Source organism: Paraburkholderia sp. J11-2, from assembly GCF_905220185.1.
Taxonomy (GTDB): Bacteria; Pseudomonadota; Gammaproteobacteria; order Burkholderiales; family Burkholderiaceae; genus Paraburkholderia.
This window is the reverse complement of sequence record NZ_CAJMYY010000043.1, coordinates 42,066-54,205: the sequence shown is the minus strand read 5'-3', so window position 1 is coordinate 54,205 and position 12,140 is coordinate 42,066. Positions and strand designations below refer to the sequence as shown.

Sequence of the window (12,140 nt, the reverse complement as noted above, 5' to 3'; positions counted from 1 at the left end):
TTGCAGGCGGCGCGGTTTTCGTGGCCGTGATCTTTATATTCGTATTGCTCGCCAGGCAAACTGCGTTGCTGCGCGACGTGGGAAGCACGACCTCGGTTCCGCTGAATCGGCGAACCTTCAGTCTCGCCCGAACGCAGATGGCATGGTGGACATTGATCATTGTGGGTTCCTACATTTACGAGTGGCTCGCCTCCGGCGCCATGCCCCCTCTTTCGGCTCAGGCACTCGCATTAATGGGCATCTACAGCGTGTTGACCGTGGGATCGCGCAGCGTCGACCTGGCGCGCGATACGCAATTCCCGCCATCGGTTCCGCGATTTTTCAGCGACCTCGTGAGCGACGAAAGCGGCGTAGCGATCCACCGACTCCAGATGCTCATCTTCACAGTCATCGTCGGACTGATGTTTGTCTATCAGGTCCTGACAACCGTGTCGATGCCTGCGCTCGAACCCTATACGCTCGCGGTCATCGGCATCAGCGGCGCGACCTATATCGGTCTGAAATCGACTGAGCCGCAGCCCAAGCCGGTGGATCCTGCACAGCCGGCAACGCCCGCCGATACGCCGGCGAGCAGCAACGGCATCAAATCCGGATACGCCGAGGGTGACGCCACGCAGCAGGCGGGCGCGCAGGAGGTCGAGGACGACGTCAAAGCGGCTTATTCAGCCGGTTGAGGGCTTACGCCCGGATGAAACTTGGCCGGAGCAGGGCTTCCCGGAATGTCGTGCCATGTTCGCCTTGATGGCATCGATGTGGCATCGATGTGGCATCGATCCGGCCGGAGTGCTCTCGTCAGCCGTGCATGTCGACGTGATCCGGAACGTGAAGTGCGAAATCGGCCGCGACGACGGACATCGCGTCCGCGGCGAGGACGTACTCGGACTCGTACTTCTTTTGGGCCAGATCCTCGACATGCGCGAGCGCGTCGTCGAGGCCGGCGTCGTTGATTCCGAGGCGCGTGAGCGCGGCGCGTGTCTTCGCTCCCATCGCACCGTCCAGATTGCCGATCACCTCGCCGCATCGAATGAGCGCCGCCTGAAGTTGGGCTTCTTTTTGCGCCGAGCCGAATCTGTCGACGCGAACGCCGAGCGCGAGGATCGCGGAGGCGGCGCCGGCCGCGTAGGGGTAGTCGAAGTTGTCGCCATTCTTCGCCTCGTAGTAGTCGATCACGCGCTGATGGCTGCCCCGGCACTCGAAATGCCATGCTTCGCTCGCGCGCGAATCCGGCGCCTTGATGATAGGGTTCACGCCGTGCGTCTTCGCCAGTAGCCAGAATTTGTCCAGTTCCATATTCAGGTCTTTAAGGGAGAGATCCATTGCGCGTCCGGCTTCGTGGAAGCTGCCTCCGGGTGGCGGACTAAACGCGGATTTCTTCTTGTTCACGTAGTCGAGATGTGACTGCAACTGCATTTCGTAGCTTCGGAACAGGTCGGAAAGCACGAGCCGCCCACCGCGAGCGGCCAGGTCGCGCGACAGCGCGGCGAGCGCGGCTGCCATGTCCGGCGTCGCGCGCGCGAGCCTTTTCGGCAAGGGCACGGTCGCGCCTTGCTTATTCTTGTAGATGGACGGGATATTGATATCGACAAGTGGCGTTTTCACGTGAACTCCCGAAGACTGCTGCATGAACGACGTGCCGAAAGCCCGTGCATGACAGGGACTTCCTGCCGTAATGAATGGAAACGCGTCCTCCGAAACCGGGCGCAATACTTTTGCTGAACTATTTATTCATCGATTCATCTTTGGGATGGCTTTATTTCATCTTACTGGATGACCTGTTCATTACGAGGTTAGGTGGACTTAAAGTTGAGGAAAGCTTCTTGTAAATGGAAATGTGCGTTCACGCACAAAAAAATGGCATTTCGATCGACTCTTCGGTCATTGAATATAAGTGAATAAACAATTAAATTTTTTGAAAGAAAAGTTATTTAACAACGAATGAATTGTACGGTTCCGCACACAGCGAACAGATTTTCTGTGAATGGAGCCTCACGCTTTTCTAATCTTCTCGTCGAAGACAATCAAAAAATCAAGACCAGACCACTGGCGGAGAGGGCTCCAGACTGCCATAACTGTCCCGGGTGCGCGCAACATGCAGACAGTCTTGCGTGTTGTGTCGACCGGGGCGGACCGTACAGCACAAGCGCTATTGCTGATCGAGCGCGCATCTCTCGTCTCTCACGTTTAGGTTCAGGTTGGGGCGGCGGAGCTATCTCGTCTCCACGTCAGTCTTCGTCATTCTTTTCAGAAACTTCAAGGAGAGGGATATGGCACGCGATCTGAACGCTGAACCAGCGTTACCGACAGACGAAATTCAAGGCGATATTCTGGCTGGGCTTATTAAGCAAAACGAACATCTTCTGTTCTTCAAGATATCGGATGTGAAGCGTTTCAAAACTTTCCTCCATTCGCTGCATCTGACGAGCGTTGACGAAACGCTCGCACAGGAAGAGATGATTAAAAAGAGCAAGAACGGCACTCGTCGAAAACTGCTGCCCACGCCGGGCCTCAATATTGCGTTCACATTCTCCGGATTGACTGTACTTGGCGTTCGCGATATCGACTCGGTGGCGGCACAGGCCTTCATCGAAGGCATGGGCAAGCGCGGAGACAAGATGACCGATCCGCCCACATCGTCGTGGAGCATCCTGCGCCCGGACGCGAATCTCCATGGGGTGTTCGTCGTGACCGGCGCAAGCCGTGCTGAAATCGCGGATATCATTTCCCTGCGTCTTGCTCCGCCGAGCGAAAACGGCTGGATGCTTTTGCACACCGAGGAAGGACAGGTGCGCCCTGCGCCTGTTGCCGGTCACGAGCATTTCGGCTATGCGGATGGCGTGTCGCAACCGGGTGTGAAGGGGAGAACCTCGGCCAATGCTGCACTCACGCCAACCGCCAGTGGTGCGAAGCCCTCGGAAGGTCAGAAAGGCCAGGATTTGTTATGGCCAGGCGAGTTCGTCTTTGGTTATCCAGGCCAGAATCCGAATGCCCCTTCACTGGAAGTCAAAGGAGACGTAAAGCAGGCACCCTCGCCTTTCATGGAGAACGGTGCGTATCTCGTGTTCCGGCGTCTCGCGCAGAAAGTTCCTGAATTTAATCGCTCCGTAAAGCTCGCCGCCCAGAGCATCACTAGCACCGCCAACCCGATGGATCCGGATTTACTCGGCGCGCAGATGGTTGGGAGATGGAAAAGCGGCGCTGCCATCATCAATGCGCCACTCGGTGACAATCCCACCATTGCTGAGGGAACACCCGACGTCAATGATTTTGAGTTCGACGGCGACCGGCACGGCTTCAAGTGCCCGTTTGCCGCGCATGTCCGGAAGGCGTACCCGCGCGACGACGTTCCAGGGGATCCAAACGCCAAGGACAAGAAGGAAATCGACGCGGCGGAAGCGCGTACGCAGTCTCACCGCATGCTTAGACGCGGCATTGCTTTCGGCCCTGAGGTGACTGAGCAGGAGGCGCTCAATGAGCAATCGGCAGGTGGCGCCATGTCGCGCGGGTTGCTTTTCAAGTGCTACATCACGTCGATTGAGAACCAGTTCGAGTTCGTTCAGCAATCGTGGGCGAACACCGTCCAATTCTCACAGGTCAATAGCGGTATCGACCCGATCATCGGACAGTCTCATCAAACGCACCGATTCTTTGCCGGTGCTGCGCCAAAGTCACATAAGGCGGCCGATAAACCACAACTTGAGCTGGAGAGCTTTGTGAATCTTGATGGTGGTGCTTATTTTTTTGCTCCCAGTATCAAAAAGCTGCACGAGATTGTCTAAGCGCCGATTGATAGGTGCGGTCACTAGTTGTAGTGAAAGGGGCGGGCGTTTCAGAGCGTTCGTATTCTGCGAATGAGACCTGAAACGCCGCTCCCCTTAATTCAGTCGCTTGGCGTGATCGACTGCCTGAACCCAAAAATAGAACCGGGCAAATATCACTGTACACGGAGTCAACGGCAACCACGAGTAAGCGGGCTGCGCAGATTCTCGCGTTGCTCGATGGGATCGAATGCGTTCAAGTTCGAGCGAGAGCGGATTGTCGTCGCGAACTTTTAACGGTATCGGAGTGCAGCCGTCTTCGAGACTGGCTGGTCGCAGCTTGCGACAAGGCCCGCGCGCCTGGCATGACCTTCAACGATGCCGCGGGGGCACTCATTCGAGATTGGCATGTCTCTGCGCCATCTCGTCTTCGCCAATTCCCTTCTTGATTTTCAGCAGGCATACGACTGCTTCGCAGAGCAGGAAGAACACCTGTTCGAACAGCGTGCGCATGGGTTGAAGGCTTTGGCCTTGTTCGCCGTTCACGAGATCGGCGGGAGCAGGAATTCTCACGGTCACGTCTGCCGTCATCGAGCGAGCGCCAGTGCGGCGCGCCGTGAAAAGCGCGACGCGCGCTCCCGCTCGTCGGCCCTGTTCCAGTACGGCCGACACGCTGCGAGTTTCACCTGACCCCGAGGCAACGATGATCAGGTCCCTGGCGGCCACCGGAGGACAGGGCAGGCCGCCCGCCATATACGCCTCGAAGCCGAGGTGGTTCAGCCGCATGCAGAACGCCTGCAACAGGATGCCCGACCTGCCGGCTCCGAGGCAGAACACGCGCGGAGCGCGCTCGATTTCGGCGACAAGCGAGTCAAGGTCCGCGGAATTGACATCGCGGAGGGAGGCGTGGATTTCACCGAGTATCTCGCCCGCCAGGCTCGGTACCTCCAGTTGCTTCAAGTCGGTCATGGTCGCACTTCGTTCTCGTCAGGTTAGTGGAGTCCGGCGCCCGGAGCGGTCTTCCTCTGCGGCGGCATTCCGGTCGGCGAGAAAGTCCCGTCTGTTGGGCTAACTATAACACCAAGAATTCATGATGGTGAAGTTGCACCATTTAACCTGGTGCATTCCCTGGTCGAGGCGGACGCTAGAGGGTGTGCGGAATCAGCTAAAAAGCCCGGAAAATAAGCGTATTGTTCGAATTTTGAGGCTGCCGATGGTGGTTCAGTCCCCAAATCGATGCTGGTGATACTAGAACATTAATGTTGATTGTTGAACTTCGCGCATGTAGAGTGTGTTCATGGTTAAGCAAAGCGGCGATGCTGGAGCGCGACATGTAACCCTGCGCTCCGGAGCGCCAGGCCGAACGGCAGGCCTGAGTGCCATTCCTTGTACACAGATATAAGGCGATGAAGATGGGAGACACACCAATCCTGGAATTGCGTGGAATCGAGAAGCGGTTCCCGGGCGTCATTGCGCTCAAGGACATGGGCTTCTCTGTGCGCAAGGGTTCGGTCCACGTGATATGTGGCGAAAACGGAGCGGGCAAATCCACGCTCATGAAGATCGTCAGCGGCATCTACCAGCCCGACGCCGGCGAGATTTATGTCGGCGGGGAGAAGGTCACGATCGACAGCCCGCTAACGGCGCGTCGACTCAAGATCTCGATGGTCACGCAGGAGCTCAACTACATTCCGGAAATCACCGTTGCGCAGTCGCTCTTTCTCGGCGACGAACCGAGAACCCGCATCGGCTCGATTGACTGGAAGAAGGTTTATGCGGACGCGAAGGCGCTGCTCGAGCGGGAAGGCCTGCATTACCGTCCCGACACGAAGCTCAAGGAGCTGAGTGTGTCGGACCTTCAGATGCTCGAAATCATGAAGGCGGTATCGCGCGAAGCGAACATCATCATCTTCGACGAGCCCACCTCGGCGATCACGTCGAAAGAGGTCGATGTTCTCTTCAAGAAGATCAATGAGCTTCGGGAAAAAGGCGCGGGCATTGTCTACATTTCGCACCGCTTCGACGAACTCTTTCGCATTGCAGACGATATTTCCGTTATCCGCGACGGCACCCACGTCGGCACGCGGCCCGCGAGCGAGATTGACGTCGACACCATCATTCAGATGATGGTCGGTCGCAAGCTCGACAACGTTTATCCCGAGAAGCCGCAGCGAAAGTTTGGCGCCACTGCGCTCGAAGTCAAGGGCCTTGGCGACGACGAGCGCTTTTCGGAGGTCAGCTTCAATGTGCGCAAAGGCGAAATCATTGGCCTGGCGGGCCTCATGGGTGCGGGTCGCACGGAAGTCGTGCGCACCGTCTTCGGACTTGACCCGTACACGCAAGGTGAAATCAACGTGCACGGTCAGCCGGTTCGTATCCGCCATGTACAGGACGCGATCCGGCTCAGGATCGCCATGCTGTCCGAAGACCGCAAGCGCTACGGCATCGTTCCCATGCGCAGCATCACCGAGAACACGGGTCTCGTTTCGCTCAACAAGTTCTTCAAGCGCGGTTACCGGGACGCGAAGACCGAGAAGCGTCTGATCGATGGTGTGAGCAGCCGCATGAAGGTCAAGGCGCCGAATTTCAACACGCAGATTGGCCTGCTTAGCGGCGGCAACCAGCAGAAGGTGATGCTCGCGAAGTGGATGCTCTGCGACCCGGAAATCCTGATTCTCGATGAGCCGACGCGCGGCATCGATGTCGGTGCGAAGTTCGAGATCTACAAAATCATCTTCGAGCTTGCGCAGGAAGGGCGCGCCGTAGTGGTCATCTCGTCGGAGCTCTCCGAGCTGATTGCCATTTGCGACCGCATCTATGTGATGGCAAACGGACGAATCAGTGGAGAACTGAAAGAGCCTGAATTCAGCCAGGAAGGAATCATGCGCCTGGCAACCCTTGGTGGAGACGAAAATTGAATACTGCAACGCGTAGCGTACCCGCTCGCTGGACGCTGTTCACAAACGGCCGGTACAGCATTTATCTGATTCTGGTTGCAATGATCGTGGTGAGTTCGATCATTAGCCCAGTGTTCCTCTCCACCACCAACTTTCTGAATATCTCTCGCCAGATTTCAATTACGACGATTCTGGCATTCGGTCAAACGCTGCTCATCATCTGCGGCCTCATTGACCTTTCGGCGGGCTCCGTGCTTGCGCTCTCCGGCTTGCTTTCCGTGATGTTCTTCAAGGCGACCGGCATGTTCGTGCCGTCGATGATCGTTGGCATTGCGATTGGCTCGGCGTGCGGCCTGGTGAACGGCTGGATTGTCACCCGCTTCAATACGCCGGCGTTCATCGCAACGCTGGCAATGCAAACCGCCGCGCGCGGTGCCGCGCTGATGATGACAAGCGGTCAGAACATCTATGAGCTGGACACGTTCACTGGCTGGGGCCAGGGTTCTGTGCTCGGTGTTCCGTCGCCAGTCATTTTCCTCGTGGTGATTGCCCTGCTGACCTGGTATGTCCTGAACCATACGCGTCTTGGTCGATACATCTACGCCATCGGCGGCAACCAGGAAGCGGCCCGTGCCTCCGGCATCCGGATTTCCCGCATCAAGATGGCAGCCTTCCTGCTGAACGGCGCACTCGTGGGACTGGCCGGCGTGCTCTACATGTCGCGTGTCAACGCAGGCCTGCCGAATGCCGGCATCGGCTTCGAGTTCGACGCGATGACGGCCGCGATCATCGGCGGCACCAGCTTCTCCGGCGGCATCGGAACGGCGATTGGAACGCTTGCGGGTGCATTCATCATGGGCTTCCTCGGAAACATCATGAATCTGCTCGGCGTCCAGTCGTACCTCCAGCAGATTATCAAGGGCGGCATCATCGTTCTCGCAGTGGCATACGACATCTCATCGAAGCACGGAAAGAAAAAGAAGGTCGCGAAGCGTGGCTCTACCGAAAAGCCGACGGTGGCGACCCGCTAGCTGAGTCGGCAGTGCAGTCAGAAGTGCAAGGTTTTCTGCAGGTGTCGGTTTTCCCTACTCACATGAAGAGTGCATAACGTCTAATCTGAAGGAGACACAAAATGAAGTTGAAGAAGCTGATGGTGTGCGCGGTGGCGCTGGGTGTGTTCGCCGCAAGCGGTGCGGCGGTCGCGGAGAACGCGAAGTACCGTGTCGCTTACCTCGCCCGTGCGCAGAGCGACTCGTTCGCAGCGTGGCTCGCGAACGCCATGGTCAAGGAAGCGAAGCAGTACCCGGACATCCAGCTGACGGTGTTCGACGGCCAGAGCCAAAACTCGGTCATGCAGTCGAACATCGAGAACGCCGTCACGAACAAGTACGACCTGGTCATCATCCAGCCGTACGACCCCGCAGTGCAGCACGGCCCGGTCAAGAACGCGATGGCGAAGGGCGTCAAGTTCGTCGCGACGAATCCGAAGTTCTCCGACGACGCGATTCCTTCCGTCGACTCCAGCCCCTATCTGCTCGGGCAAGTCAACGCACAGCTCGCCTTGAAGGAAGTGCCGAAGAACGCCAAGGTCGTGGTTCTGCTCGGGCCCCCGGGCAACCCGCACTCGCTTGGCCGTCGTGACGCGTGGCAGAAGGAATTCTTCGCGAGGCGTCCGGACGTGAAAATCGTCGCGGAGCAAACGGCGAACTGGAACAAGGATGAGGCCATGCAGTTGATGGAGGACTGGATTCAGGCGAACCCCAAGATCGATGCCGTGATTTCGATGAACGACAACATGGCAGCCGGTGCGGTCGAAGCGCTCAAGGGTTCTGGCATGCAGCCGTTCCCGCTGGTGTACGGAACCGACGGAACCGGTGAAGCCTGTTTGCTCATCAAGCAAGGCAAGATGACGTCGACCGCCCTTCAGAGCGCGGACGAACTGGCCCAGAAGTCGATGGCAATGGCACACGATATTTTGACCCACAAGCAGACGGATCTGCATCAGGTCGAAGGGACCGTTCTCTACACGAAGGCGAACGTGGACGAATGCATCGCACTCCACAAGAAGCTGGGCGACATCAAGTAACGGTTTCGTAGCGGCCAACCGAACCGACTAACTGAAAGGAAATGACATGAAAGCCTTGGTCCTCGAGGAAAAAGACAATCTTCAGATTCGCGACATCGCAATCGAAGAGTCGCTCGGCCCCAACGACGTGCGCATCAAGATTGCCAAGGTCGGCGTTTGCGGCAGTGACGTCCACTACTACAAGCACGGCCGCATTGGTGACTTCATCGTGAATGAGCCGATGGTCCTCGGGCACGAAGCGAGCGGCGTCATCGCCGAAGTCGGCAGCGCGGTGAAGAACCTCAAGGTCGGCGACCGTGTGGCAATGGAGCCGGGCATCTTCGACCCGAACTCGCCCGAAGCCATGCAGGGCAACTACCACCTCGACCCGGGCATCCGGTTCTGGGCAACGCCGCCGATTCATGGCGTGCTGCGCGAGTCGGTCGTTCACCCGGCGAGCCTCACGTTCAAGCTGCCGGACAACGTCAGTCTCGAAGAGGCGGTGCTGGCCGAGCCGCTGACCTCGGGTACCCATGTCGCCCGCAAGGTTGGCATCGCGCCGGGCGACACGGCGGTCGTTGCCGGAGCCGGCACGATTGGCTCGCTGATGGCGCTCGCGCTGCTGGCTTCCGGGGCCAGCCGCGTCATCATCACCGACGTGAAGCAGGAGAAGCTCGACTTCCTGTCCGAAAACTATGGTGAGCGGCTCATCACGTGCAACGTGGCGAAGACGGACCTGAAGGAATTCGTCCTCCAGCACTTTACGAACGGCGCAGACCTGTTCGTCGACTGCAGCGGCAACGCGAAAGCCATCGCGGCGGCGCCGCACTGCCTGCGTCCGGCCGGCAAGCTCGTGTTCGTCGGCATGCCGCAGGACCTCGTCCCGATGGATATCGTCGCCATGCAGGTCAAGGAGATCGAAACGGTCGGCATTTTCCGTTATGCAAATGACTATGAGCGTTCGATTGCCCTGATCGCGTCCGGCCAGATCAACGTCAAGCCATTGATTTCGCGCCGCTACGCGTTCAAGGACAGCATCGAGGCGTTCGATCTCGCGGCGTCCGCGCAGCCGGACGTCATCAAGGTTCTCATCGACGTGCAGTAACGCAATTCACTTTCAGGAAATAGAGGTCTCGAATGTATCTCGGCATCGACTGCGGAACGCAAGGAACGAAAGTCGTTTTGTTGGACCCTGAGAGCGGCGCCCTTGTGGCCCGCGGTCATGCCAGCCACCCGATTATTTCCGAAGCCAATGGCCGCCGGGAGCAAAAGGCGGAGTGGTGGATTACGGCCCTGCGTCAGGCGCTCAAGCAACTGTTCGCACAGACCTCGCGCAGTCCCGCCGACGTTTCGGCAATTGCAGTATCCGGCCAGCAGCACGGGCTTGTCATGCTGGACGGCAAGGGCGCCGTGGTACGCAACGTGAAGCTGTGGAACGACACGGAGACCACCGAGGCGAATGAGAAACTATTCAACGCGGCAGGTGGCGAGCGTCGCATTCGCAGTCTGATTGGAACCACGATTCCTGTCGGCTTCACGGCGTCCAAGGTGGCGTGGGTCAGAGAACACGAGCCTCAGACCTGGGAGCAGGTGGAACATGTTCTTCTGCCTCACGACTACGTCAACTTCTGGCTGACCGGCGAATATGCAACGGATGCCGGTGAGGCGTCCGGTACCGGTTATTTCGACGTGGCCTCCCGTACGTGGTCGAAGCACATGGCCGGCCTGATCGACCCGACTGGCAGGCTCGAACGGGCTCTGCCGCGCATCGTTTCGCCACTCGACGCGCTCGGCACCGTGCGCCCCGAGGTGGCGGCGGAATTCGGATTCTCGCCCGGGACGCTCGTTGCATGTGGTTCCGGCGACAACGTCATGGGTGCGCTGGGCACAGGCAACGTCGCCGCGGGACGCGCGACGCTCGGTCTCGGCACATCGGGCGTGCTCAACCTCCATGCGGACCGCTTGACCGACTCGGTCGACCCCAGCATTTACGTGTTCTGCGGTCTTGACGGCGGCTGGTTGCCCACAATCGCGACGATGAACGCGACGTCGACGACCACGCTGCTGCAACAGCTCTTCGAAGTGGAGATCGCGGAGGTCGAGACGCTCATCGCCTCGGCGAACCCGGGCGCAGGCGGCGTGCGCATGTTCCCGTACTTCAGCGGCGAACGCATTCCGGCGCTGCCCCGCGCGCGTGGCGTCATCAAAGGGCTGTCGGCAGACAACATGACCCGCGCGAATCTGATGCGCGCCGGCGCCGAAGCGGTCGCGTTCGGTTTGAAATGGGGCTATGAGCTTCTTTCACAGAGCTTCGAGCGCGCGCAGCAGTTCCGCCTGACCGGTGGCGGTGCGAACAGCGCAGCCTGGCGCCAGATACTCGCGGATGTTTTCGATGTCGACGTCATTCGCGTGAAGTGCGACGAGGGCGGTGCGTATGCCGCCGCGCTGCTCGCCCTGACCGTGCATCAGCGCGCAAAGGGTGCGGACGTCACGCTATACGACGTCTGCGAGAAGTACGTCGAACTGGACGAAACGCGCGCAGCGAAGCCGCGCCCGGAAGTGGCAGCGCGATACAAGGAACTCTTCGCCGCGTTCACGGACACCATCGCGAACGAAGACTTCGAGGTGAGCTGACCGTGGAAATCGCCTGGCAAAAATCCTGTCTCATTGCGCCTTCGCTCATCACGTTCGACCTTTGCAATCTCGAACGTGAGGTGCAGGGCATCGCTGCGGCTGGACTGGACGTCGTGCATCTCGACGTCCTCGATGGGCATTTCAGCCCGAGCATGCCGCTGGGCATCGAGACCATCGCTCAGCTGCGGCGAAAGACTGACCTCGCGCTCGATGCGCACGTCATGGCAACGCGGCACGACTACTTCATCGACGCGCTTCTTGACATCGGCGTGCAGCAGCTCACGTTTCAGATTGAATCGGAGCCGCATGTCGACAGGATGCTCAATCACATCCGGTCGGCGGGCGTGCGTGCCGGTGTAGCACTGAAACCGTCGACGCCGCTCAATGCGCTCGACTATGTTCTCGAGCGCTGCGATACCGTGCTGTTGATGCTCACCAACCCGGGCTATGCCGGCGTTCCAGGTGAGTCGCAGGTGCCCTATGCCGAGCGAAAGATTCTCGCCCTGCGCGAGATGATTCAACAACGGGGACTTGAAACGGCCATTGAAATCGACGGCCGCGTGTCGAAGGACACCATTCGCAAGCTCGCTCCATCGGTCGACATGTTCGTGGCGGGCAGCATGTGCATCTCCAGAGAATCGCCCGCAGCGGGCCTCGCAGAGCTTGCCGAACTTCGGCGTGCAGTGACGGCGACGGCATCCATGAACGCCGGTTCATAAGCCGCCGCGTCTGCCGTGGAGCGCTTCGAATGGTTTGGCTCCAGGCCAACAGCGCACGATTGAATCTCGA

Annotated in this window: 10 protein-coding genes; 8 read left to right on the top strand and 2 right to left on the bottom strand. The window is 58.9% G+C overall.

The window, feature by feature from the left end:
• Positions 1–674 (top strand): hypothetical protein (locus U5A57_RS38035; RefSeq protein ID WP_321917162.1); only part of this gene is annotated, 674 nt, incomplete at its 5' end.
• Between the two features lie 118 nt (positions 675–792).
• On the opposite strand, the gene U5A57_RS38030 is transcribed toward U5A57_RS38035, so the two are convergent.
• A complete protein-coding gene (locus U5A57_RS38030; protein WP_321917160.1) occupies positions 793–1,497 on the bottom strand; it encodes a M15 family metallopeptidase in 705 nt (234 codons plus the stop codon).
• A 767-nt stretch (positions 1,498–2,264) separates the two neighbouring features.
• Between U5A57_RS38030 and U5A57_RS38025 the strand changes: the two genes are divergently transcribed.
• Positions 2,265–3,776: a Dyp-type peroxidase gene (locus U5A57_RS38025; protein WP_321917158.1), complete on the top strand. Its 1,512-nt coding sequence runs from the start codon at positions 2,265–2,267 to the stop codon at positions 3,774–3,776.
• A 372-nt stretch (positions 3,777–4,148) separates the two neighbouring features.
• Here U5A57_RS38025 and hxlB read toward each other — a convergent pair whose 3' ends face one another.
• A complete protein-coding gene (hxlB, locus tag U5A57_RS38020; protein WP_321917156.1) occupies positions 4,149–4,724 on the bottom strand; it encodes a 6-phospho-3-hexuloisomerase in 576 nt (191 codons plus the stop codon).
• A 443-nt stretch (positions 4,725–5,167) separates the two neighbouring features.
• Here hxlB and U5A57_RS38015 point away from each other — a divergent pair, with 443 nt between their 5' ends.
• The 6 genes from U5A57_RS38015 to U5A57_RS37990 all read left to right on the top strand — a co-directional run bounded on the left by U5A57_RS38015 (position 5,168) and on the right by U5A57_RS37990 (position 12,070).
• The gene (locus tag U5A57_RS38015; RefSeq protein WP_321917155.1) at positions 5,168–6,673 is read left to right on the top strand and encodes a sugar ABC transporter ATP-binding protein; all 1,506 of its coding nucleotides are present in this window, start codon (positions 5,168–5,170) and stop codon (positions 6,671–6,673) included.
• Positions 6,674–6,753: 80 nt separating this feature from the next.
• A complete protein-coding gene (locus U5A57_RS38010; protein WP_321917154.1) occupies positions 6,754–7,683 on the top strand; it encodes an ABC transporter permease in 930 nt (309 codons plus the stop codon).
• Positions 7,684–7,784: 101 nt separating this feature from the next.
• Entirely contained in the window at positions 7,785–8,738 is a 954-nt protein-coding gene (locus tag U5A57_RS38005) for a sugar ABC transporter substrate-binding protein (protein ID WP_321917152.1), read from the top strand.
• Positions 8,739–8,784: 46 nt separating this feature from the next.
• Complete coding sequence (locus U5A57_RS38000) at positions 8,785–9,822, top strand: NAD(P)-dependent alcohol dehydrogenase (RefSeq protein ID WP_321917151.1); 1,038 nt, start codon at positions 8,785–8,787, stop codon at positions 9,820–9,822.
• Positions 9,823–9,854: 32 nt separating this feature from the next.
• Positions 9,855–11,351: a xylulokinase gene (gene xylB / locus U5A57_RS37995; protein ID WP_321917149.1), complete on the top strand. Its 1,497-nt coding sequence runs from the start codon at positions 9,855–9,857 to the stop codon at positions 11,349–11,351.
• Positions 11,352–11,353: 2 nt separating this feature from the next.
• Positions 11,354–12,070: a ribulose-phosphate 3-epimerase gene (locus U5A57_RS37990; protein ID WP_321917147.1), complete on the top strand. Its 717-nt coding sequence runs from the start codon at positions 11,354–11,356 to the stop codon at positions 12,068–12,070.
• Positions 12,071–12,140 lie beyond the last annotated feature (70 nt).

Bases quoted from the DNA above. Each gene is read 5' to 3' on its own strand.
- U5A57_RS38030 (WP_321917160.1), bottom strand. From the start codon at position 1,497: ATGGCAGCCGCGCTCGCCGCGCTGTCGCGCGACCTGGCCGCTCGCGGT.
- U5A57_RS38025 (WP_321917158.1), top strand. From the start codon at position 2,265: ATGGCACGCGATCTGAACGCTGAACCAGCGTTACCGACAGACGAAATT.
- hxlB (WP_321917156.1), bottom strand. From the start codon at position 4,724: ATGACCGACTTGAAGCAACTGGAGGTACCGAGCCTGGCGGGCGAGATA.
- U5A57_RS38015 (WP_321917155.1), top strand. From the start codon at position 5,168: ATGGGAGACACACCAATCCTGGAATTGCGTGGAATCGAGAAGCGGTTC.
- U5A57_RS38010 (WP_321917154.1), top strand. From the start codon at position 6,754: ATGATCGTGGTGAGTTCGATCATTAGCCCAGTGTTCCTCTCCACCACC.
- U5A57_RS38005 (WP_321917152.1), top strand. From the start codon at position 7,785: ATGAAGTTGAAGAAGCTGATGGTGTGCGCGGTGGCGCTGGGTGTGTTC.
- U5A57_RS38000 (WP_321917151.1), top strand. From the start codon at position 8,785: ATGAAAGCCTTGGTCCTCGAGGAAAAAGACAATCTTCAGATTCGCGAC.
- xylB (WP_321917149.1), top strand. From the start codon at position 9,855: ATGTATCTCGGCATCGACTGCGGAACGCAAGGAACGAAAGTCGTTTTG.